The 23,402-nt window shown below is 64.2% G+C and carries 14 protein-coding genes and 1 tRNA gene; 11 read left to right on the top strand and 4 right to left on the bottom strand.

Features of this window, described 5'->3' with window-relative positions; translation table 11 throughout:
• The 6 genes from RMN73_RS04180 to addB form a co-directional block, all read left to right on the top strand.
• The coding region (locus RMN73_RS04180; protein WP_309602059.1) for an adenosylhomocysteinase at positions 1–1,048 on the top strand (1,048 nt) is incomplete at its 5' end.
• 108 nt (positions 1,049–1,156) lie between these two features.
• Positions 1,157–3,511, top strand: coding sequence for a PAS-domain containing protein (locus tag RMN73_RS04175; protein ID WP_309602058.1), 2,355 nt, complete (start codon positions 1,157–1,159; stop codon positions 3,509–3,511).
• Positions 3,508–3,960 carry a tRNA (adenosine(37)-N6)-threonylcarbamoyltransferase complex ATPase subunit type 1 TsaE gene (tsaE, locus tag RMN73_RS04170; protein ID WP_309602057.1) on the top strand — a complete coding sequence of 151 codons (453 nt, stop codon included), beginning with the start codon at positions 3,508–3,510 and terminating at the stop codon, positions 3,958–3,960. Before RMN73_RS04175 ends, tsaE begins: the two co-directional genes overlap by 4 nt.
• Positions 3,957–4,943, top strand: coding sequence for an aminoglycoside phosphotransferase family protein (locus RMN73_RS04165; RefSeq protein ID WP_405051522.1), 987 nt, complete (start codon positions 3,957–3,959; stop codon positions 4,941–4,943). Before tsaE ends, RMN73_RS04165 begins: the two co-directional genes overlap by 4 nt.
• Complete coding sequence (locus RMN73_RS04160; protein WP_309602055.1) at positions 4,940–5,698, top strand: nucleotidyltransferase family protein; 759 nt, start codon at positions 4,940–4,942, stop codon at positions 5,696–5,698. The genes RMN73_RS04165 and RMN73_RS04160 overlap by 4 nt, the downstream gene beginning before the upstream one ends.
• Positions 5,691–8,585 (top strand): double-strand break repair protein AddB, encoded by a 2,895-nt coding sequence (addB, locus tag RMN73_RS04155; protein WP_309602054.1) that lies wholly within the window; start codon positions 5,691–5,693, stop codon positions 8,583–8,585. Before RMN73_RS04160 ends, addB begins: the two co-directional genes overlap by 8 nt.
• 17 nt (positions 8,586–8,602) lie before the next feature.
• On the opposite strand, the gene RMN73_RS04150 is transcribed toward addB, so the two are convergent.
• On the bottom strand, positions 8,603–8,743 hold the full coding sequence (locus tag RMN73_RS04150; protein WP_309602053.1) for a hypothetical protein: 141 nt from the start codon (positions 8,741–8,743) through the stop codon (positions 8,603–8,605).
• A gap of 81 nt (positions 8,744–8,824) precedes the next feature.
• Here RMN73_RS04150 and addA point away from each other — a divergent pair, with 81 nt between their 5' ends.
• The 4 genes from addA (at position 8,825) to putA (ending at position 18,586) form a co-directional block, all read left to right on the top strand.
• On the top strand, positions 8,825–12,193 hold the full coding sequence (addA, locus tag RMN73_RS04145) for a double-strand break repair helicase AddA (RefSeq protein WP_309602052.1): 3,369 nt from the start codon (positions 8,825–8,827) through the stop codon (positions 12,191–12,193).
• Positions 12,194–12,248: 55 nt separating this feature from the next.
• The gene (gene trxA, locus RMN73_RS04140; protein WP_309602051.1) at positions 12,249–12,602 is read left to right on the top strand and encodes a thioredoxin; all 354 of its coding nucleotides are present in this window, start codon (positions 12,249–12,251) and stop codon (positions 12,600–12,602) included.
• Between the two features lie 134 nt (positions 12,603–12,736).
• Positions 12,737–15,448, top strand: coding sequence for a preprotein translocase subunit SecA (secA, locus tag RMN73_RS04135; protein ID WP_309602050.1), 2,712 nt, complete (start codon positions 12,737–12,739; stop codon positions 15,446–15,448).
• Between the two features lie 3 nt (positions 15,449–15,451).
• Positions 15,452–18,586 carry a bifunctional proline dehydrogenase/L-glutamate gamma-semialdehyde dehydrogenase PutA gene (gene putA / locus RMN73_RS04130; protein WP_309602049.1) on the top strand — a complete coding sequence of 1,045 codons (3,135 nt, stop codon included), beginning with the start codon at positions 15,452–15,454 and terminating at the stop codon, positions 18,584–18,586.
• A 20-nt stretch (positions 18,587–18,606) separates the two neighbouring features.
• On the opposite strand, the gene RMN73_RS04125 is transcribed toward putA, so the two are convergent.
• A tRNA-Asn gene (locus RMN73_RS04125) sits at positions 18,607–18,681 on the bottom strand.
• A gap of 55 nt (positions 18,682–18,736) precedes the next feature.
• Positions 18,737–19,570, bottom strand: a complete 834-nt coding sequence (locus RMN73_RS04120; RefSeq protein WP_309602048.1) for an NAD kinase — start codon at positions 19,568–19,570, stop codon at positions 18,737–18,739.
• 104 nt (positions 19,571–19,674) lie between these two features.
• On the opposite strand from RMN73_RS04120, the gene RMN73_RS04115 reads away from it, so the two are divergent.
• Positions 19,675–20,481: an EAL domain-containing protein gene (locus RMN73_RS04115; protein ID WP_309602047.1), complete on the top strand. Its 807-nt coding sequence runs from the start codon at positions 19,675–19,677 to the stop codon at positions 20,479–20,481.
• Here the strand turns inward: RMN73_RS04115 and mfd are convergent.
• The coding region (gene mfd, locus RMN73_RS04110; RefSeq protein ID WP_309602046.1) for a transcription-repair coupling factor at positions 20,478–23,402 on the bottom strand (2,925 nt) is incomplete at its 5' end. The two genes, RMN73_RS04115 and mfd, sit on opposite strands and share 4 nt — an antisense overlap.

The following is a 23,402-nucleotide window of genomic DNA, read 5'->3' as shown; positions in this document are numbered from 1 at the left end:
GACCGAAACCGACCGCGACCAGACCTGCAACCTCATCCTCGACGATGGCGGCGATGCCACCATGTTCGCATTGTGGGGCGCGCGCGTCGAAGCCGGCGAAACCCTGTTCACCCCGACCAACGAGGAAGAAGAAGTGTTCGCGGCAACGCTGACCCGCTTCCTCAAGGATCGTCCGGGCTACCTCACCGCGACCGTCGCCAACATCAAGGGTGTGTCGGAAGAAACCACCACCGGCGTCCACCGCCTGTACGACCTGTCGAAGGCGGGCAAGCTGCCGTTCCCGGCGATCAACGTCAACGACAGCGTCACCAAGTCGAAGTTCGATAATCTGTACGGCTGCAAGGAAAGCCTGGTCGACGCGATCCGTCGCGGCACTGACGTCATGCTCGCCGGCAAGGTCGCCTGCGTCGCTGGCTTCGGCGATGTCGGCAAGGGCTCGGCTGCCTCACTCCGCAACGGCGGCGCGCGCGTCTTGGTCACCGAAGTCGATCCGATCTGCGCATTGCAGGCGGCGATGGAAGGCTATGAAGTCGTCACGATGGAAGAGGCGGCGACCCGCGCCGACATCTTCGTCACTGCCACCGGCAACATGGACGTCATCACCGTCGATCACATGCGCGCGATGAAGAATATGGCGATCGTCTGCAACATCGGCCACTTCGACAGCGAGATCCAGATCGGCGGCCTCGCCAACATGAAGTGGGTCGAGATCAAGCCGCAGGTCGACGAGGTCGAGTTCGCCGACGGCAAGAAACTGATCATTCTGTCGAAGGGCCGCCTGGTCAATCTCGGCAATGCCACCGGCCACCCAAGTTTCGTGATGTCGGCCAGCTTCACCAACCAGATGCTGGCGCAGATCGAGCTGTGGACCAAGTCGGCGCAATATAAGAATGACGTTTATGTCCTTCCCAAGCACCTCGACGAGAAAGTCGCCGCGCTTCACCTCGACAAGCTCTCGGTCAAGCTGACCAAGCTGTCGGACAAGCAAGCCGCCTACATCGGCGTCCCGCTGACCGGCCCGTTCAAGCCCGATCATTATCGGTACTAAGTCCTTCGCGGCTAAGTTTGAGGGCGGTGCGCGGGATGGCGCGCCGCCCTTTTTCTTTGCCGTGTCCCGCCCTATGACCTTGGCCATGCCGGGCACCGCTTCATCCTCATGACGATCACGCCGGGGCTCGCGACCGTCATCATCATCCTCGCCGCTTTCTGGGTGGCGATTGCGGCGTTGCTGATGATCCTTGCCAGCCGCCGGATCAGCCGTGCCAATGCCTTGCTTGGCGGCGCGCGCTCGGTGGCCAGCCTGCTCCGCTCGGTCCCGGCGCGACCGCTGATCGTTCGCCCCGATGGCGCGATCGAAACCGACGCCTTGCTCCAGCGCGATCTTGGCCTCGCGTCGATGCCCGCGCGTCTCGACGATCTCGCCCACGACGGCCTCGGCATCGACCCGGCCGATCTCGAAGCGCTCAAAGCCGACATCCAGTCGAGCGCGATCAGCGGCACCGCCATCGCTCGCCAAGTGTGCATTGCCGGTTCCGACCGCGCGGTCGAGGTGCGCGGCGGTCTTGCCCCACCGCCTTATGCCGCCGGTACCCTATTGCTGTGGCTGTTCGACGCCACCGGGGCGGAGGCCGAGCGGCTCAAGCTCGCCACCCAGCTCAGCCGGACCGAAGCCGCGCTCGACGCGCTGACCCACCTCATCGAAAGCGCACCGTTCCCGATGTGGTATCGCGGGCCTGACATGACGCTCGGGCTGGTCAATTCCGCCTTTGTCGCGGCGGTCGAGGGGCGCGATGCGGCCGAAGTCATCGCGCTCGGCAGCGAATTGATCGACAGCCCGGGCGACGAGGGGGCCAAGGCCGGTGCCGTGACCGCGCTCGAGGGTGGTCGGCCCTATATCCGCACCCAGCCGGCGACGATCGGCGGCGAACGGCGGATGCTCAAACTGGTCGACGTTCCCTTGCCCACCGGCGCGGTCGCGGGATTCGCGATCGATATCCAGGACCTCGAAGACGCGCGCTTCGATCTCGCGCAAAATCTGCTGTCGCAGCGCGAGCTGGCCGACCGAATGACCGCGGCGGTGGCGCAGTTCGATTCCGACCGCTCATTGTCCTTCTTCAATCAGCCATTCGCGACGATGACCCAGATCGATCCGGCGTCGCTCAACGAACGGCCCGAATTCGACCGCCTGCTCGAACAAATGCGCGACAATGGCCGCATCCCCGAAGTGCGCGATTTTCCCGCGTGGAAGAACGAGCGCCGCGACTGGTTCCTTTCGCCGGAGGATGCCTTCACCGAGGATTGGATCCTGACCAACGGCGACCATTGGCGAGTGGTCGCCCAGCCGCTCCCCGATGGCGGGCTGCGCATGATCTTCGAGGATCGCACCGAGCAGGTTCGCCTGTCGTCCTCGCGCGACACCTTGCTCCGAGTTCGCACCGCCACCTTCGACAATCTGTTCGAGGCAATCAGCGTATTCGCCTCCGACGGACGCCTCTATCTGTGGAACCGCCGCTTCTGCCAGGTGTGGGATCTGGACGAGGATTGGCTCGCCGAGCATCCCCGGGTCGATGAACTGGTTCCGGCGATGGCCAAGAAACTGGTCAACCCGACCGCTGCTGCGCAAGTCCGCGAAATGGTCCGCGACACTACTACTGGGCGCCAGTCGGGCACTGGCCGCGTGTCGATGACCGACGGCCGCCATTTCGAATATGCCGCCGTCCCGCTGCCGGATGGGAATGCACTGTTCACCATGGTCGATGTCACCGATTCCTCGCGGATCGAGGCTGCGCTCCGGGAGCGCGCTACCGGGCTGGAAGAAGCCGACAAGATCAAGACCGACTTCGTCGCCGGGATGAGCTACGAATTGCGTACCCCTTTGACCTCGATCGGCGGGTTCGCCGAAATGTTGGCGCAGGGCTACGCTGGTAAGCTCCCGCCCGCTGCCTCCGATTATGTCGATGCGATCCTCGAATCGGTCGAACGGCTCGCCAAGCTGATCGACGATGTGCTCGACCTGACCCAGGGTGATCGCCGCGCCGTGGTGCTCGACCGCGAGCGGATCGACATCGCGGGGCTGTGCCGCGCGGTTGGCGAATCGATCGAGCCGCGCGTGTTCGATCGCAAGCAGAAATTCAGTCTTGCCATCGACCCGTCGACCGGGGTGGTGATTGGCGATGCGCGGCGGATCCGCGAATCGATCGAGCATGTGCTTCGCAACGCCGTCGCTTACACCCCCAACAAGGGGCGGATCGAGCTCGCGGCATCGGGCGACGATGGCGCGGTGACGATCATCATCACCGACAATGGGCAGGGGATTGCGATCGAGGATCAGCAACAAGTGTTCACCCGCTTCCACCGCATCGGTGGGGTCGGGAAGGGTGATGCCGCGCTTGGCCTCGGCTTGCCGCTGACCCGCCAGTTCATCGAGGCGCATGGCGGCACCGCGACCCTCGAATCGGTGGTCGGCAAGGGCACCAGCGTGACCCTCGTCATCCCCCGCGCGCCGTCATGATCCTCGCTAACGAAGCCGCCACCGCGGCGCTTGCGGCCGCTTTGGCACCCGTGCTGCGCAAAGGCGATATCGTGGGCCTGTCTGGTGGCTTGGGATCTGGAAAGACGACGTTTATAAGACACTTGCTGGCGGCTCTTGGCCAAGAAGATGAGGTTCCTAGCCCCAGTTTCGCAATCGTTATTCCCTACGATCATGTGCTGCTCGGAGTACTGCTTCACGCCGATCTCTACCGCATAGAACATCCCGGCGAGCTCGCTGAACTCGGCCTCGATTCGTCGGGCGAGGATTCGGTCCTGCTGGTTGAATGGCCCGAACATGCCGGCCCGGCGGCCTGGCCCGATGCACTCCGTCTGACGTTCGCCATCACCGGCCCGGAGAGTCGCGGCTTGACAGCATCGGTCCCGGCGGCATGGGAAGGGCGATGGCCACCGCCCCACTTCCAACCATGATTCTGCCCGACGGCCTCGACCAGTTTCTCGCCGCCTCGGGTTGGGCCGGCGCGCGGGTCGAGCCGCTGGCCGGCGACGCCTCCTTCCGCCGTTACTTCCGGATCATCGGCGAAGGTCGCCAGGCGGTGCTGATGGACGCCCCGCCGCCGCATGAAGATCCGCGGCCGTTCATCGCAGTCGCCGAATGGCTTGGCGGGGTCGGGCTCACCGCTCCCGAAATCCTCGCCCGCGATCTCGACCGCGGCCTGCTCCTGCTCGGCGATCTTGGCGATGCCCGCCTGCGCGAAACGCTCGACGACGACCCGGCGCGTGAGGAAGAATTATACCAACTCGCGACCGACCTATTGGTTCAGCTCCACGGTCATGCCCCGATGTCTGGTCTGTCTCCCCACGGCCTCGACCAGTGGCTCGACGAACTGATGCTTTTTCCCGACTGGTACGCGCCCGCACTCGGCCTCGATGTCGACCGCGACGGCTACCGCGCCGCCTGGACCCAAATCCTCGCCCCGGTTGCCGATGATGGCCTCAGCCCGGTCACCGTGCTGCGCGATTACCATGCCGAAAACGTCATGCTCGTCGCGGGCCGAGAAGGGGTCGCGCATCTCGGTTTGCTCGATTTCCAGGACGCGCTCGCCGGTCATCCGGCCTATGATCTCGCCAGCGTTCTCGAAGACGCCCGCCGCGATGTCCCGCCCGCGCTCGAACGCGCGATGCTCGACCACTACATCGCCGCTACCGGCAATGCCGCCGCATTCGAGCCCGCCTACTGGGCGCTCGCTGCCCAACGCAACACTCGAATCCTCGGCGTGTTCGTCCGGCTGTGGAAGCGCGACGGTAAACCGCATTACCGCGCATTCCAGCCACGCATGTGGGAGCTGCTCGAACGCGATCTCGCTCAGCCCGGCCTCGAACCCGTCCGCAGTTGGTTCGACGCCAACATCCCCGTCAACCAACGCGCCGCCGCCTGGGCTGACGCCCGATGACCGTCCGCCGCTCGCTCCGTATTCGCAACGAAATTGCGGCCGAAGTCCCCAACACCGCGATGGTCATGGCCGCCGGGCTGGGCAAGCGAATGCGCCCGCTCACCGACACCCGACCCAAGCCGCTAGTCGAACTCAACGGTAAGCCGTTGATCGATCATGTCCTCGACCGGCTGCGCACCGCCGGCGTCAGCAAGCTTGTCGTGAACGTCCACTATCTCCCCGACCAGCTCGAAGCCCATCTCGCGACGAAAGCCGATGATTTCGCGATCACCATTTCCGATGAGCGATCGCTGTTGCTGGAAACCGGCGGCGGCCTCGTCCAGGCGGCGCCGATGATTGACTGCGATCCATTCCTGGTCGTGAATAGCGACAATTTCTGGATCGACGGTCCCGCCGATGGCCTCAAATTGCTCGCCAGCGGGTGGGACGACGAGCGGATGGACGCTCTCCTGCTGCTCGTCCCGCAGGCACGCGCCGGCAATCATCGCGGGCAGGGTGATTTCCGCATGGACCGCTTCGGCCGCCTCAGCCGCCGCGCCCGCTCGCGGATCGCGCCTTATGTCTTCACCGGCATCCAGATCGTCTCCAAGCGCTTGCTCGCCAACGCGCCAGACGGGGCTTTCTCGACCAACATCTTGTGGGACCGCGCGATCGAGGCGGGACGCTGCTTCGGCCTTGTCCACCAGGGCTTGTGGTTCGATGTCGGCACCCCGCGCTCGATCAAGGATACCGAGGCGGCACTGATCAATGAATGAGCCGCGCTCCGGCCCATCCGTCTTCTCCATTCCGGCGCACCGCAGCTTCGCCGACTCGCTCGCTGCGGGGCTGATCACAAGTTACGGTCGTGATCCAATGGCGCTTGCCGGGGGCCGCATCCTGCTGCCTAACAATCGCGCTATTCGCAGCGTTACCGAGGCGTTCGTCCGTGCCAGCGGCTGCGGGCTAGTCCTTCCGCGACTGATCGCAGTCGGCGATCCCGACCTCGACGACCGTATCGGCGGGGCGCTCGACGTGGCCGATGATGAGGATCTCGTTCCGCCCGCGATCGACCCGCTCGCCCGCCAGCTTGCCCTCGCCGCAATCGTCCGGCGCGGCGGCGAAAGCGCGGCGGAAGCGATGCGCCTCGCCGCCGATCTCGCCCGCACGCTCGACGCACTGACGATCGAGGAAGTGCCCGCATCAAAGCTCGCTGATGCGGTCGCCACGGCCGACGATCTCGCCAGCCATTGGCAGAAATCGCTCGACCGGTTGCAGACGATCATAACCGCCTGGCCCGCCGAGCTTGCCCGGCGCGGTGCGATCGACCTGACCGACCGCCGCAACCGCCTGCTCCGTGCTACCGCCCGCCGCTGGACGGATAAGCCGCCGCCGGGCTTCACCATCGCCGCTGGTATCACCACTGCCGCTCCAGCGGTCGCTGCCCTGCTTCGCACGGTTTCGCGCATGCCTGACGGTGCCGTCATTCTCCCCGGCCTCGCGCTGGCCGATGTCATGAGCGACGAGGAATGGGACGCGCTCGGCCCCGACGATGACGGGCGCGGGGAGCAAAGCCACCCGCAATATCATCTCAAATTTCTGCTCGACCGGATCGACGTTGCGCGCGGTGAAGTCGGCCTGTGGCGCGGCGGCGGGCGAGCGGCTTCGCCTGCGGTGCGCGGTCGGGCGGTCGCCAATGCGATGACCGCCGCCGATTTCAGCGACAAATGGAGTCGGTTGCCGCCGCCCGAGCGCCGCCTGACCGGGATCCGCGCGGTCGAACTGGCCGACCCGGCAAGCGAAGCCATGGCGATCGCCATTGCGCTACGCCAAGCGCTCGAGACCCCCGGTCAGACCGCCGCGTTGGTGACTCCTGATCGGGTGCTTGCGGCGCGCGTATCAGCCTTGCTTGCGCGCTGGGGAATCGCCGCTGACGACAGCGCGGGCCGACCACTCAGCCAGGCACCCGCTGGCACCTTATTGCTAGCCATCGCCGCCGCCGCCGCAGAGGCCATGGCCCCGGTCGCGATGCTCGCCTTGGTGAAACACCCGTTGGTCGGCGGGGACGGGGTCGAGCGCGCCACCTGGCTGACCAACGCCCGCGCCCTCGACCGCGCCTTGCGCGGCCCGCGACCGCCTGCCGGCCTAGCCGGACTCGACCGTCATTTCGCCGAGAAGAAAGTTGACGCACCGTGGGCAGCAATCCGGCCGACACTCGAATCGGTCGAGGCGTCACTCCGCGCCCCCCTCAGCCTGTCCGCCTTTGCTGCGGCATTGCGCACTGCCACAACCGCGCTCGCCGCAGACCGCGCTTGGAGCGGGACTGACGGTCGAATGGCCGCTGAGCTGATCACCGACCTCGAAGCCGCGCCCGATGCCGCGGCGATGATTCTCGACACGACCGAACTGGTCCCCTTGCTCCGCGACCTGCTTGACCAGCGCCCGGTGCGCCCACCCTATGGCGGCCATCCGCGCATCTTTATCTGGGGCCTGCTCGAAGCGCGACTCCAGCATGCCGAGCTGATGATCCTCGGCGGGCTCAACGAGGGGGTGTGGCCATCGCTGCCCGCGCCTGACCCGTGGCTTGCGCCCAAGATCCGCGCGATCCTTGGGCTTCCCGGGCTCGACCTGCGCGTTGGCCTGTCGGCGCATGATTTCGCCTCCGCGCTCGGCGCGCCGCGCGTGCTCATCACCCGCGCGCGCCGCGATTCCAAATCGCCGACCGTCGCCTCTCGGCTATGGCTGCGGTTGATGGCAATGACCGGCGGCCTCGCGCGCGATCACCAGCTCGAACGCTATGTCGCGGCGATCGACGATCCTGGCGAGCATTTGCCAGCTGGTCGACCCGCGCCGAACCCACCCGCTGCAATTCGCCCCAAGCAGATCAAAGTTACCGACGTCGATCGCCTCAAAGCCGACCCGTTCGCTTTTTATGCCAGCGCCATGCTCGGCCTGCACAAGCTCGATCCGGTCGACGCCGATCATAGCGCGGCTTGGAAGGGGAGCGCAGTCCACAAGGTGCTCCAATCGTGGCTAGAAGACAGCGACTGCAACCCCGACGATCTGATCGATCAAGCGCGCCAGTTGGTCGAGGGCGACGCGATTCACCCGATGCTACGCGCGCTTTGGCAGCCGCGCCTGCTTGAATCGATTGCCTGGGTCGCCGATCAGGAACGTACCAATCGCGCAGTCCGACGAATGCCGATTGCTGCCGAGAAGGATGGCAAGACCGCCATTGCCGACATCACGTTATATGGCCGCGCCGACCGCATCGATCGGTTGGCGGACGGCGCGCTGGCGATCGTCGATTACAAGACCGGCAAGCCGCCCCAGCCCAAGGCGGTCGACGCCGGCTTCGCGCTGCAATTGGGAATGCTCGGCTTAATCGCGCGCGACGGTGGTTTTCCCGACATCGACGGCACTCCCACGGCGCATGAATATTGGTCGATGGCCAAGGACAGTAAGGGCAAATTTGGATTCAAGATGCCACCCAGGGCAGTTTGGGGAAGCGAGTTTCTAAACCAAAGCGAGGCGCATTTCGTCGAACTGGCCACAAAATATCTGACTGGCGAAGAACCGTTCGAAGCCAAGCTCCACCCGGCCTTCGCGCCATATGGCGACTATGATCAATTGATGCGGCTCGAAGAATGGTACGGTCGCGAATAATCAGGCACTTTTGCAGGTCAACTGGGCCGCTTGGGTTTCTTGACCTTCGACGCATAGAGCAGGGCCGCGACGATCGCTGCCGAACCGATCCCGACCGCGACCCCGGCCTTGACCAATTTGGTCCGCCGCTCGCCACTGTCGTCGTCCTGCTCGCTCATTCATCGTCTCCCGTTGTGAGGGCAATGATATTCGCCGATTGCCGTCTTGGGAAGCGTCGATGGGCTTGCTAGGGTCTCGCCATGTCGCGTCGCCTCAAACCATTGGATATACTCGAAGGCGATCAGCGCCGCGCCGCCGATCCGTCGGCCCACGCCTCGCTGTCGGCTTCGGCGGGGACCGGGAAGACCCATGTCCTGACCGCGCGCGTATTCCTGCTGCTGCTGCGCGGGGTTCGGCCCGAGAGCATCTTGTGCCTGACCTTCACCAAGGCCGGGGCAGCGGAAATGGCCAACCGTATCGGTGCTCGGCTCGCGTCCTGGGTGCGCCTGCCCGACGCGGCGCTACGCAAGGAATTGTTTGCGCTTGGTGAGGAAACGACTCCCGCAAAGCTGGAGCACGCCCGCCGCTTGTTCGCGCGCGTCCTCGAAGCGCCGGGGGGGCTGCGCATCCAGACGATCCACGCCTTCGCCCAGACCCTGCTGTCAGCGTTCCCGGCCGAAGCCGAAATCGCGCCGGGTTTCCGTCCCATCGAGGGCCGCGCTGAACAGGAATTGGCGCGCCGGACGCTCGCCGATCTCGTCGCCTCGGCCGAAGCCAATGGCGATACCGGCCTGATCGCCGACATCCAGGCGCTGTCGATGCGGTTGGGGGAGGAGGGGGCGATTTCCTACCTCGCCGCCTGCGCCCGGCGGGCCGAGGCCTTTGCCGGGCTCGGGGACCGCGACCAGATCGAGGGCCAGTTGCGGAAATTGGTTGAGCTTCCAATTGAGAATACCATCGAATTTCTTCACAATGCCTGTGCTAACGGAACCTTCGACTGTGCGCTGCTCCATGCTTTGGCGGCGAGCAATGATGCCTGGGGCGCTGCCAGCGGAAAGAGCTACGTCGAGGCGATCCGGGACTGGTTGGCGCTTGACCCGAAAGGCCGCTTCGACACGCTTCACTTGGTGTCAAACGTGGTCATGACCGGCAAGGGTGAGCCGCGCAAGGTGATGAGCGGACAAATCAAGGCCAACCCCGATTATCAATCGCTTAGCGACGATACTTACAGCGCATTCCAATGGCTACTGAGCATGAAAAGCGCCGCGTCGTTAGTCGCGATTCAGGCCGCCGGCCTACGCGCTGGTCAAGCCTATGCCGCCGCCTACACCCGCGCCAAGGTAACCGCTGGAGTCGCCGACTTTGGCGACCTCATCGCCTGGACTCGCCGCCTGCTCGAAACCCCCGGCATGGGCGATTGGGTGCGCTTCAAGCTCGACCGCCGCACCGATCACATATTGGTCGACGAGGCGCAGGACACAAATGCCGACCAGTGGGCGATCGTGTGGCAATTGATCGAAGAATATTTCAGCGGCTCGAGCGAGACCGAAAAGCGCTGGCGAAGTATATTCATGGTCGGCGATTTCAAGCAGGCAATTTTTCGATTCCAAGGTACTGACCCGCGCGAATTCGAGGCGATGCGCGGGCGCGTTCGCGAAGCCGCCGCTGCGCTCGAAACCAGCGACGAACAGTTTCAAGAGTTTCGCGAATTGTCGATCAATGCCTCGTTCCGCTCATCGCCGGCCATTCTCGACCTGGTCGACGGGGTAATTGCCGAAGTCGGACATGACGCAATGGGACTGCCCGAGCGACCGAACCGTCACGATGCGCATCACGCCGACCGCCCGGGCCGAGTCGAATGGTGGCCAGCCTTCTCGATCGACGATGACGAAGGCGACGACAGCGGCGACGAAGGCTGGATCAGCGATACTGAGCGGCGCTACGCCACTAGTTTGGCGCAGGCGGTCAAGCGATGGATCGACGAGGCGCCGGTCATGGCCAGCACCGGGCGGCCGCTGTCGGCTGGTGATGTGCTGATCCTGGTGCGGAGCCGCGGCGAGCTAGCTTCATTGATCGTGGCGCGCTTGTTTGCCGAGCGCGTGTCGGTCGCGGGGATCGACCGGCTGCACCTCCATCGGCCGCTGGCGGTCAAGGATTTGCTCGCGGCGGTCGGGTTTGCGGTTCAGCCGCTTGATGATCTCAACTTAGCGAACCTTTTGGTCTCGCCGCTGATCGGATGGACCCAGGACCAGCTCTACGATGTCGCCAATAATCGTGGCGGCAAGGCGTTGTGGTCGGTGCTGCAGGATCGTGGTGGGGAGCATGCGGGAACCCTCGACCAATTGCGCTCGCTGCTGGCGATGGCCGATTACACCACGCCCGCGACCTTCCTCGAAACCATCCTGTCGGGGCCGCTCGATGGCCGCCGCAAGCTCATCCGCCGGCTCGGCCCCGAAGCGCGCGACCCGATCGAGGAATTGCTCTCGGCGGCGATCGAGTTCGAGCGCGACGACGTCAATTCGCTCGATCGCTTCCTCGCTTGGTTCGCGCAGGGCGATGTCGAGATCAAGCGCGACCCGTCGGCTCCGGTCGATGCGGTGCGGGTGATGACGGTTCACGGGGCCAAGGGGCTTGAGGCACCGGTGGTGATTCTCGCCGACTCCACCGCCGATCCGGCCAAGCTCGGCGCGACCAATCCGCCGCTCGACTTCCCGATCGACGGCCGCAAGGTACCGCTGATCCGCCCGCGCAAGGCCGAGCGGGTTTCACCGTTCGCGGAGCTGATTGTGAAGGAAGAAGAACTCGACCTCGCCGAGCATTGGCGATTGCTCTACGTCGCGCTGACCCGGGCTCGGGAGCGACTGGTGATCGCCGGGGTACGCAAGAAGACTGCTGTGCCCAACAGCTGGCATGCGCGGGTCGAGCGGGCGATGATCGCGATCGGTGCGACGCCGGGTGACGAAGGCAAATTGCTGTTCGAGGCCAAGGGAGATGCGCCGCGCGCCAAGCGACGGGTCGATCGACGGCCGGAGATTGTCCTGCCGCAGTGGCTGCGCGCGATGGCGCCCCAGGAAGAACGGCCGCCGCGTCCGCTGGTGCCCTCTGGCGGGAATAAGGACCCAACGCCTTATCCGCCGCCCAAGCCGGGCGAGTTGGATGCGGCGCGGCGGGGGACGATTCTGCATTTGCTGTTTGAGAGGCTGCCGGGGGTCGAGCCAGACAAGCGACTTGCCGCGGCGGATCGGTGGCTGGAGCGGTCGGCGAATGTTGGTTCAGTCGCACTGCGAGCGTCATATGCGGCGACCGTTTGCGATATATTGCTAAGCCCCTCATTTGAGGACTTATTCGGCCCAGAATCGCTGGCCGAAGCGCCGATTGCGGCGGTGCTTGAGGATGGCCGAGTGGTGGCCGGGACGGTGGATCGATTGCTGGTGACTGATGAACTGGTGCGGGTGATCGATTACAAGACCGGACTGCAGGTCCCGGCGAGCGAGACGGAAGTGCCAGCCGCGCATCGCCGCCAGATGGAGGCCTATTGCGCCGCGGTGCGGGTGATTTTCCCCGGCCGGCGGGTCGAAGCGGCGTTGCTTTACACATCGGGACCGAAAATCATCACGCTTGGCGGTTGAGCGGCGGAACCCAAGCGCCCATATGAACATCAAAGCCTTATCAGGAGTATCATTTATGGGAACGCGTAGCGTCACCGATCAGAGTTTCGCCACCGACGTCTTGGGCGCCGGCAAGCCGGTGCTGGTCGATTTCTGGGCTGAATGGTGCGGCCCGTGCCGGATGATCGCCCCCGCGCTGGAAGAGATTGCCGGCGAAATTGGCGACCAAGTTGACATTTTCAAACTCAATATTGACGAAAATCCCGACACCCCGACGCGCTATGGCGTTCGCGGTATCCCGACGATGGTGCTGTTCAAGGACGGCATGCCCGTCGCGCAAAAGGTCGGCGCCGCGCCGCGCAGCCAGATCCAGCAGTGGCTCGAAGCCGAAATCCAGTCGGCAGTCAAGCCGGGTTCGGCCCAAGCCTGATCGTTTGGCCACCAAGCCTGTTCGATTGACGTGAAGCGGGGTGCTGCCTACATCGCGCCCCAATCACGCCCGCGCGCGGGTGGCGCTTGTTCGCGCCCCCGCGGCACCGGGTTTTTTGAGGAATTGTTAGCATCATGATCGCCGGACTGGCCAAATCGATCTTCGGATCGTCGAACGACCGCTATGTCGCCAAGCTCGGCAAGATCGTCGAGGCGATCAATTCGTTCGAACCGACGATCAGCGCGCTGACCGACGAGGAGCTTGCCAACCAGACAATATTGTTCCGCAAGCGGCTCGCCGACGGGACCAAGCTCGACGATTTGCTGCCCGAGGCGTTCGCGACGGTTCGCGAGGCGGCTAAGCGCACCCTCGGCCAGCGCCATTACGATGTCCAGATGATCGGCGGAATCGCGCTCCATCGCGGCGAGATTGCCGAAATGCGGACCGGCGAAGGCAAGACCCTGGTCGCGACACTGGCGGTCTATCTCAATGCGCTGCCCGGCACCGGGGTGCATGTCGTCACGGTCAACGACTATCTCGCCACGCGCGACGCCGAATGGATGGGTCAAGTCTACAAATTTCTTGGCATGAGCGTCGGGATCGTCGTTCCCAATCTGATCGATTACCTCCGCCGCGACGCTTACAATGCCGACATCACCTATGCGACCAACAACGAGCTCGGCTTCGATTATCTGCGTGACAATATGAAGTTCAGCCGCGACCAGATGGTCCAGCGCGAGTTCGGTTTCGCGATTGTCGACGAGGTCGATTCGATCCTGATCGACGAAGCCCGCACCCCGCTGATCATCTCCGGCCCGACCGACGACAAGTCCGAGCTTTATGCTGGGGTCGATTTGATCGTGAAGCAGTTCGTCGAGGTCGATTACGAGCTGGACGAGAAGCAAAAATCGGTCGTGCTGACCGAGGAAGGCACCGAGAAGGCCGAGCGGATGCTCGAGGAAGCCGGGCTGATCGAGGGCCAGAACCTCTACGACATCGCCAACACCCAGACCGTGCACCACCTCAACCAGTCGCTCAAGGCGAACAAGATGTTCAAGAAGGACATCGATTATATCGTCAAGGACGGCAAGATCGTCATCATCGACGAATTCACCGGGCGGATGATGGACGGGCGCCGCTGGTCCGACGGGCTGCACCAAGCGGTCGAGGCCAAGGAAGGCGTCAATATCGAGCCCGAGAACCAGACCCTCGCATCGATCACCTTCCAGAACTATTTCCGCATGTATCCCAAGCTGTCGGGGATGACCGGCACCGCCCTGACCGAAGCGCCCGAGTTTTTCGATATTTACAAGATGAATGTCGTGTCGATCCCGACCAACGTCGACGTGCTGCGGATCGACGAGGATGACGAATTCTACAAGAACATCACCGACAAGTTCCAGGCCATCGCCAAGGAAATCCGCAAGCGGCAGGACATTGGCCAGCCGGTGCTGGTCGGCACCGTCAGCATCGAGAAATCGGAAATGCTGAGCGAATATCTCGAGCAGGAAAATATCAAGCACGAGGTGCTCAACGCGCGTTTCCACGAGAGCGAAGCGCATATCGTGGCGCAGGCCGGGCGCATGGGCGCGGTGACCATCGCCACCAACATGGCGGGCCGCGGTACCGACATCCAATTGGGCGGCAACATCGACTTCCTGGTCGAAGATGAATTGAAGGACATGGCCGATGGCCCCGAGCGCCTGGAAGCGGTCGCGCGGATCAAGGGCGAGATTGCGGCCGAGAAGCAGCGCGTGCTCGACGCCGGCGGGCTGTTCGTACTCGGCACCGAGCGCCACGAAAGCCGCCGCATTGACAATCAGTTGTGGGGCCGGTCGGGCCGCCAGGGCGACCCCGGCCTGTCGCGCTTCTACCTCAGCCTCGACGATGATCTGATGCGCATCTTCGGATCGCAAACGGCGTTCGCGCGGCTGATGAACAAGAATCTGGAAGATGGCGAGGCGATCGTCAGCCCGATGATCTCCAAGGCGATCGAGACCGCGCAGAAAAAGGTCGAGGCGCGCAACTACGACATCCGCAAGCAGGTCGTCGAATTCGATGACGTGATGAACGACCAGCGCAAAGTAATTTACGAGCAGCGTGCCGAGATCATGGACGCCGACCATGTCAGCGACGTGATCGAAGACTTCCGCGCCGAGACGATTGCATCATTGGTCGCCGCGACCTGCCCGCCGGGAACCTTCCCCGAGCAATGGGATGTCGCCGGACTGAAGGAAGCGGTCGACGATTTGCTCGGCCTGCAACCACCGATCGACAGCTGGCTGGAAGAAGAAGCGGTCGAGCAGGAAGTGATCGTCGAGCGCCTGTCGGCGATGGGCGACGCGGTGATGGCGGAGAAGACAGCCGGTGCCGACATGGACCGCTGGATCGACGTCGAGAAGCAAATATTGATCCAGACGCTTGATCATCACTGGAAGGATCATTTGTCGACGTTGGACGCGCTTCGCACCGTGATCCACTTGCGCAGCTTCGCCCAGAAAAAGCCCATCGACGAATATAAGCAGGAGGCGTTCCTGCTGTTCGAGCGGCTGCTGGTGGCGATCCGTGAGGAAGTGACCAAGACGCTGATGCGATCGCAGGTGCAACTCAACGAACCGGCGCCAATGCCGAATGGTCTGCCCGATTTCATTACCAGCCATTTCGACCCGCTGTCGGGCGATGACGACAGTTTCGATCGCGATGCCGGATCGTCGATGTTCGCGCCGCAATTGCAGACCGTGTTGCCCGACTGGCCCGAAGGCGCGCTTGAACCCGAAAGCCGCAACTCGCCATGCCCGTGCGGGTCGGGCCGCAAGTATAAGCATTGCCACGGCGCGCTTGCGTAAGCGGTGGAAGCGTTGATCGATCGCAATCAGCTTCGTCGGGCCTATCGTCCCGATGAGGAGGCGTTGGTCGCCGAGCGACTCGTCCAAGCCGAACTGAGCAAAAGCGAGGCGTCCCAAGCCGCTGCGGTGGCGCGGTCGCTGTCGACGGCGGTGCGCGGGCACAAGCCGGCCGGGATCGACGCGTTCATGGCCGCGTACGACCTTGGCAGTGACGAAGGCATTGCGTTGATGTGCCTGGCCGAGGCGTTGCTTCGAATCCCCGATGCCGGGACCGCCGATGACTTGATCGCGGACAAATTATCGGGGCCGGACTGGGCCGAGAAACTTGGCGATTCCAAGTCGACCTTCGTCAATGCCGCGACCTTCTCGCTGTTGCTGACGGGCAGGGTGCTCGACGAGGCCAATGACCGGTCGGACGGATGGCGCGCGGCGCTTGGGCGGGCGGTCGGGCGGCTCGGTGAACCTGTGATCCGCACGGCGGTCAGCCAGGGGATGAAGATCCTCGGCAAGCAATTCGTGTTCGGGCGGACGATCGATGAAGCGTTGAAGCGCGCCGGGCCCGAGCGCAAGGCGGGGCAGGAACATAGCTTCGACATGCTCGGCGAGGCGGCGCGAACCCATGCCGATGCGGCGCGCTACGCCAAATCGTACAGCGATGCGCTCGATGCGATTGCCGAGGCGGCGAGCGGCGGGTTCAAGGTGTCGCCGGGGATTTCGGTCAAATTGTCAGCACTCCACCCGCGGTATGAGTGGAATCATGCCGATGCGGTCAAAGCAGCGATCCTGCCGGTGCTGCGCGACCTCGCGATGAAGGCGAGCGTGGCCGACGTTCATTTCACGATTGATGCGGAAGAAGCCGACCGGCTCGAATTGTCGCTCGACATCATCGAGGCACTGGTCGCCGACGATGCGTTGTTCGGCGCCAATAAAACAGAGGGCGGCTGGGGCGGTTTCGGGCTGGCGGTGCAAGCGTATCAGAAGCGCGCGGTCCCGCTGTGCGATTGGGTCGCGGCATTAGCCCGTAAGCATGACCGCAATCTGATGGTGCGGTTGGTCAAGGGCGCCTATTGGGACACCGAAATCAAGGCGGCGCAAGTCGCGGGGCTCGACGATTATCCGGTCTGGACGCGCAAGGTCGCGACCGACGTATCCTATCTCGCCTGTGCCAGGCATTTGCTCGCCGCGAGCGATTGTATTTACCCGGCGTTCGCGACGCATAACGCCAATACCATCGGCGCGGTGAAGGCGCTGGCGGGGGGCACCCCGTTCGAGTTCCAGCGGCTCCACGGGATGGGCGAGGGGCTGTACGACGAACTGGCCAAGCTCGAAGCCGGGATCGGCGAGGAGCGGACCCCGGTGCGGATTTACGCGCCGGTCGGGACGCACAAGGAATTGCTGGCCTATCTGGTGCGGCGGTTGCTCGAAAATGGGGCCAATTCGTCGTTCGTCAATCGGATTGCCGACGAGGCGGTGGCGATCGACGATCTGGTGCGCGATCCGGTGGCGGAACTGGCGGAGCTGAGCCTGCGGCGCAATCCGGCGATCCCGCTGCCGTATGCAATCTTCGGGCCGGGGCGCAAGAATAGCGCTGGTCTCGACCTTAGCGATCCCAGGGTGCGCGATCCGTTGCTCAAGCGGCTCGACGCGCTCGACGGGAAATTGTGGGTCGCGGCGCCGACGCTCGGCGGCAAAGGCAAGGCTGCGCCAGTGGTCGCGCCTTATGATCGGGGCGAAGTGATCGGCAAGGTAATCGCGGCCAGCGTGGCCGAGGTCGACGAGGCAGTTCGCGCGGCGTCGAAGGCGCAAGGAGCGTGGAATGTGCTTGGCGGCGCGGCGCGGGCGGATTTGCTCGATGCAGCCGCCGACCGGTTCGAGCATGAACGCGAGCAATTGTTTTCATTATGCATTCGCGAAGCGGGCAAGACGCTGATCGACGCCGTGCTGGAAGTGCGCGAGGCGGTCGATTTCCTGCGTTATTATGCGGCCGAAGCGCGGCGGCAGTTCTCGGCGCCGGTGATCCTTCCTGGCCCGACCGGCGAGCTCAATCAACTAACGCTGCACGGGCGTGGGGTGTTCGCCTGTATTTCGCCGTGGAATTTCCCGCTGGCGATCTTCATCGGCCCGGTCGCGGCGGCGCTGGCTGCGGGCAATGCAGCGATCGCCAAGCCGGCCGAACAGACGCCGCTGATCGGGGCGCTGGCGATCGAATTGATGCACCAGGCCGGGATCCCGCGCGATGTCGTGCAGGTGGTGCCCGGGGACGGCAAGGTTGGCGCCGCACTGACCGCGCATCCGCTGATTGCGGGGGTCGCGTTCACCGGATCGACCGACACGGCGCGCGCAATCAACCGCGGGCTTGCGAACCGCGACGGCGCGATCATCCCGCTGATTGCCGAAACCGGCGGGCAGAATGCGATGATCGTCGATAGCTCGGCGCTGCCCGAACAGGTCACCCGCGACGTCGTTGCGTCGTCGTTCCAGAGCGCGGGTCAGCGTTGCTCGGCGTTGCGGGTGCTGTTCCTGCAGGATGATGTCGCCGAGCCGATGCTGGCGATGATCAAGGGCGCGATGGAGGCGCTGACGATCGGCGACCCGCGTGATCTTGCAACCGATGTCGGCCCGGTGATCGATGCCGAGGCCAAAGCATTGCTCGACGCGCATTCGGACGCAATGACCAAGGGTGCAAAGTTGATCGGACGGCTTGAGCTTCCCAAGGCGGCGGCGAAGGGCAGCTTTGTTGCGCCGGCCATCTTCGAAATTGGTTCGCTGAGCGACCTCACTCAGGAGAATTTCGGGCCGATCCTGCATGTGATCCGCTGGAGGAGCGGGGAGCTAAGCGCGGTGATCGATCAGATCAATGCCAGCGGCTTCGGGCTGACCCTCGGACTGCAGAGCCGGATTGATTCGGTGCGCGAACTGGTGGAAGCGCGCGCTCGAGTCGGCAACATCTACGTCAATCGCAACCAGATTGGCGCGGTGGTCGAAAGCCAGCCATTTGGCGGCGAAGGGCTGTCAGGGACCGGCCCAAAGGCCGGCGGCCCGCATTATGTCGCGCGCTTGGCGACCGAACGGGTGACTTGCATCGACACCACCGCAGCGGGCGGCAATGCGTCGCTCATGGCCGCAATCGACGGCTAGGCGCCAGCGCTAGAAGAAAATGGCTCCCCGAGTTCGATTCGAACGAACGACCAAGTGATTAACAGTCACCTACTCTACCGCTGAGCTATCGGGGAGCGGTCCAAAGCGGACGCTCGCGCCTATGACGCAGCGAATTGCGATTCGCAACCCTCAAGTGGTGAATTGTTCCATCGCGATGCGTTCGTCGAGCGCATGTTCGGGGTCGAACAGCAGGGTCAATGAGCGATCACGGTCGAGGCTGACGTCAACCTGCGCGACGTCACGCACTTCGAACTGGTCGGCAACGGCAGAGACCGGGCGATTGACCGGCTCCAGCACGCGTAAGCCGACCGAGACATCGTCAGGCAGGATCGCCCCGGTCCAGCGCCGCGGGCGGAACGGCGCGATCGGGGTCAAGGCGAGCATCTTGGCGGCGAGCGGCAGGATCGGGCCGCGCGCAGAGAAATTATACGCCGTCGATCCCGCCGGCGTGGCCACCAGCACGCCATCGCACACCAGTTCGGGCATCACCACGCGGCCCGACACCGAAAGCTCGATCTTGGCGGTCTGGCGGGTTTCGCGGAGCAGGGAAACTTCGTTGATCGCGGGGTGGGTGAACACTTCGCCAGTGACGGTCGTGGCGCGCATGGTGAGTGGCGCAACGCGGATCGCCTTGGCGCGCGCAATGCGGGCGGCAAGGCCGTCCGAGCGCCATTCGTTCATCAGGAAGCCGACCGTGCCCCGGTTCATCCCGAACATCGGCTTGCAATCGCCGCGTTCGAGCATGCGGTGAAGCGTCTGCAGCATGAACCCGTCGCCGCCAATCACCACCAGCGAGGTGGCGTCATGTGCGTCGGCCCAACCATAGCGGCGACGGAGCGACTTTTCGGCGGCCTGCGCTGCATCGGTGGGGGATGCGAGCAGGCCGATCCCCGACCCGGCGAGGTCGCGGTCGCTGGTGGCGGGCCGGGGGGTCGCTGCAGTCACCGGGCGCACCATAGGCATTTCGCGGGCCAGCGCCACTGTCCCGTAACGGGGCGCGATCAACGCCGGCGTAGGGGACGCGCCCCGACAAGCGTACAGGCGCGGGCCAATGGAGTGGCGTGGCAATGAAGCGGAATAGAGGATCGGATCGGATCGAGCAGCCGACGCCGGTGGTGCGCGACCGTTCGCTCGAGCGGGCGATTGCCGCTGATTCGATCGAAATACGGTTTCAGCCGCAAAGCGATCCGCGCACCGGCATGGTTGATGGGGCCGAGGCGCTTGCGCGCTGGTCGGGTGCGTCGACCGAGGAATTGTTCGCGCGGGCAGCCGCGGTTGGACTGACCGAGCGATTGTCGCGGCACATCCAGCGCAAGGCGCTCGGGATGGCGGGACGATGGCTTGGGCCGCTTGCCGGGCTTCGCCTGTCGCTCAACCTGGTGCCCGAGGATTTGGCGCGCGCGGGTTATGACGACTGGCTGGTCGCGGAAATGACTATTGCGGGGTTTGATCCCAAGAGACTTACGCTGGAAATCACCGAGAGCAGCCTGGTCATCGATCCGGCGATTGTATCAACCAGGCTCAGCCGACTGCGCGCACTGGGGATCGAGATTGCGATCGACGATTTCGGCACCGGTTACTCCAACCTCGCCTATCTGACGTCCCTGCCGCTCGACACGCTCAAGATCGATCGCGGGCTGATCGCCGACCTGGTCGGGGGGAGCCGCGACCGGATCGTGGTCAAGGCGATGATCGGCATGGCCAGCGAACTTGGGCTGAAAGTCGTGATCGAAGGCGTCGAGACGGCCGCGCAACTGGCGCTTGTCGCGGCTTGGGGATGCGACCTGTACCAGGGCTTCCTGACCGCCGGCGCGCTCGACGAGGCCGAATTGGGGCGGTTCGTCGCTGCGAGCCGGGCGGCGCAGGCGGCCTAGGCCGGCTCCAGCACCTTGCTTGCCGCCAACACCCGCGCCAGCCCGCGCGAGATTTGCAGCGCCCCCTGAAGCCTCGCCTCGCCGGTTGGCCAGTCGCGGCTGACCACCAACTTGCTGTCGGGCCGAAGCCGCGCCGCGCCCTTGAAGCGCTCGGCATAGGCCAGTAGCCCGCCAAGATCGGGGAAACCGCGATCGATGAAGGTCACCACCGCGCCTTTCGCCCCGACGTCGAGTTTGGCGATGCATGCAGCGCGGCAATTGATCTTGGTCTCGACGATGGTCAGCAGATTCTTGGTTTCGTCGGGCAATTTGCCGAACCGGTCGATCATCTCGGCCGCGAATTCGTCGACCCCGGCGCGATCCTCCAGCTCGCCCAGGCGGCGATAGAGACCCATTCTGAGGTCGAGATCGGGGACGTATAGCTCAGGGATAAGGATTGGCGCTTCAACATTGATCTGCGGCGCATATTCCTCGCGGCGTTCAGCACCGCCCGATTTCTGCTCGAGAATCTCCTCCTCGAGCATCGCCTGGTACAGCTCGAATCCGACTTCCTTGATGTGGCCCGATTGCTCGTCGCCGAGCAAATTGCCTGCCCCGCGAATGTCGAGGTCGTGGCTCGCCAGCTGGAACCCCGCGCCCAGGCTGTCGAGATTGGCCAGCACCTGCAGGCGTTTTTCCGCGCTCTCGGTCATCTGCCGGTCGGGGGCGGTTGTGAGGTAAGCGTAAGCGCGGGTCTTCGACCGCCCGACGCGGCCGCGCAGCTGGTACAATTGGGCGAGGCCGAAGCGGTCGGCGCGGTGGACGATCAAGGTATTGGCCGACGGGATATCGAGCCCGCTCTCGATGATTGTGGTCGACAGCAAGACGTCATATTTGCGGTCGTAGAACGCGCTCATCCGTTCCTCGACCTCGCCCGCCGCCATCTGGCCGTGGGCAGTGATCGATTTGACCTCGGGCACTTCCTCGCGGAGCCATTCCTCCATGTCGGCGAGATCAGCGATGCGCGGCACGACGACAAAGCTTTGCCCGCCACGATAATGTTCGCGTAGCAGCGCCTCGCGCACCACCACCGGATCCCATGGCGCGACATAGGTGCGCACCGCCAGCCGATCGACCGGCGGGGTCTGGATGACCGACAATTCCCGCAGGCCCGACATTGCCATCTGCAACGTGCGCGGGATTGGCGTAGCGGTCAGGGTGAGCACATGGACGTCGGCGCGCAGGGCCTTGAGGCGTTCCTTGTGGGCGACTCCGAAATGTTGCTCCTCGTCGACAATGACCAGCCCCAACTTCTTGAAGTTCATCGACTTTGCGAGAAGCGCATGCGTGCCGATGACGATCTCGACCGTGCCATTTTCGAGCCCCTCCTTGGTCTTCTTCGCCTCGGCTGCGGGAACCAGTCGCGACAGCCGCCCGATCTCGATCGGGAAGCCGTGGAAGCGGTCGATGAAATTCTTGTAATGCTGGCGCGCGAGCAAGGTAGTCGGGCCGATCAAAGCGACCTGATATCCGGCCATCGCCGCCACGAATGCCGCCCGCAGCGCAACTTCTGTCTTGCCGAAGCCGACATCGCCGCACACCAATCGGTCCATTGGCTTGCCCGCAGCCAGATCGTCGAGCACGTCGCGGATTGCGCGGTCCTGGTCGTCGGTTTCCTCATAAGGGAAGCGGTCGACGAATTGCGGGTAAGCAGTGTCGGTTTCGGCGACTATACCGGGGCGCGTGGCGCGGACGGCGGCGGTCTTGATCAATTCACCGGCGATGGCGCGGATCCGCTCCTTCATCCGGCTCTTGCGCCGTTGCCACGCCTCACCGCCGAGTCGGTCGAGCGTCGCCTTCTCGCTGTCCGAGCCGTAACGCGACAAGACGTCGATATTCTCGACCGGGACATAAAGCTTGTCGCCGCCGGCGTAGGACAGCGCGACGCAATCGTGCGGCGCCTTGCCGACCATCACCGACGTCAGTCCGACATAGCGCGCAATGCCGTGATCGGAATGGACCACCAGGTCGCCCGGCGACAACGCCGCCAGCTCGGCGAGGAAGGCGTCGGCCGATTTGCGGCGCTTCTTGCGGCGGACCAGCCGATCGCCAAGCATGTCCTGCTCGGTCAGCACCGCGACGTCGGGCGCGGTGAAGCCGTGATCGAGCGGGAGGACAATCAGTGCCGGGATGCTCGAGCCAAGCGCTTCCTGCCACGTCGCGACCTGGGCAAGGCTGGTCAGGCCATGATCGCCGAGCAATCCAGCGAGCCGCTCGCGCGACCCATTGCTGTAGCTAGCGAAAATAACTTTCTTGTTGTTCTTCCGTATCTTGTCTGCGTGATCGACGACAGCTTCATAGATATTGACGTTCTGCGACCGCTCGGGCGCGAAGTCGCGCGGGCCGTCGACGGCGAAGTCGAGGACCTTGTCGCTTGGCGGTTCGGGAAAGGGGGTGGCGAGATGGATCGCGCGATCGGTCCCGGCGGCCTTCCATTCCTTCCGCGCCAGATAGAGCGCGGATGGGGGTAGCGGGCGGTAACTGCCCGGATCGGACACCATCGCCCGTGTCCGATTGGCGTAATAATCCTCGATCGCCTCGGCGCGGCTGTCGAGTGCCCCGTCGGCCCCCGAATCGCGCAAGATGACGTCATGTTCGCCGAGATGATCGAACAGGCTCGCCAGCCGTTCCTCGAACAAGGGCAGCCAATGCTCCATTCCCGCCAGCCGCCGACCGTCGCTAATCGCCTGGTAAAGCGGATCGCCGGTGGCATTGGCGCCGAATTTCTCGCGATAAGTGGCGCGGAAGCGCTTGATGCTGTCCGCGTCGAGCAACGCCTCGCTGGCGGGCATCAGGGTGAAGCCCGCTGCCTTGCCGGTCGATTTCTGGTCGGCGGGGTCGAAATGGCGCATCGTCTCGATCTCGTCGCCGAAGAAATCGAG

This window comes from Sphingomonas sp. (genome assembly GCF_031372575.1).
Lineage (GTDB): Bacteria > Pseudomonadota > Alphaproteobacteria > Sphingomonadales > Sphingomonadaceae > Sphingomicrobium.
Note: the sequence above shows the minus strand (reverse complement) of the source record. Positions and strands in the feature narration are given on the sequence as shown.

Coding starts and splice junctions, on each gene's coding strand:
- addB (WP_309602054.1), top strand. CDS start 5,691: ATGAATGAGCCGCGCTCCGGCCCATCCGTCTTCTCCATTCCGGCGCAC.
- RMN73_RS04150 (WP_309602053.1), bottom strand. CDS start 8,743: ATGAGCGAGCAGGACGACGACAGTGGCGAGCGGCGGACCAAATTGGTC.
- addA (WP_309602052.1), top strand. CDS start 8,825: ATGTCGCGTCGCCTCAAACCATTGGATATACTCGAAGGCGATCAGCGC.
- RMN73_RS04115 (WP_309602047.1), top strand. CDS start 19,675: ATGAAGCGGAATAGAGGATCGGATCGGATCGAGCAGCCGACGCCGGTG.
- RMN73_RS04160 (WP_309602055.1), top strand. CDS start 4,940: ATGACCGTCCGCCGCTCGCTCCGTATTCGCAACGAAATTGCGGCCGAA.
- RMN73_RS04175 (WP_309602058.1), top strand. CDS start 1,157: ATGACGATCACGCCGGGGCTCGCGACCGTCATCATCATCCTCGCCGCT.
- RMN73_RS04165 (WP_405051522.1), top strand. CDS start 3,957: ATGATTCTGCCCGACGGCCTCGACCAGTTTCTCGCCGCCTCGGGTTGG.
- trxA (WP_309602051.1), top strand. CDS start 12,249: ATGGGAACGCGTAGCGTCACCGATCAGAGTTTCGCCACCGACGTCTTG.
- RMN73_RS04120 (WP_309602048.1), bottom strand. CDS start 19,570: ATGCCTATGGTGCGCCCGGTGACTGCAGCGACCCCCCGGCCCGCCACC.
- tsaE (WP_309602057.1), top strand. CDS start 3,508: ATGATCCTCGCTAACGAAGCCGCCACCGCGGCGCTTGCGGCCGCTTTG.
- secA (WP_309602050.1), top strand. CDS start 12,737: ATGATCGCCGGACTGGCCAAATCGATCTTCGGATCGTCGAACGACCGC.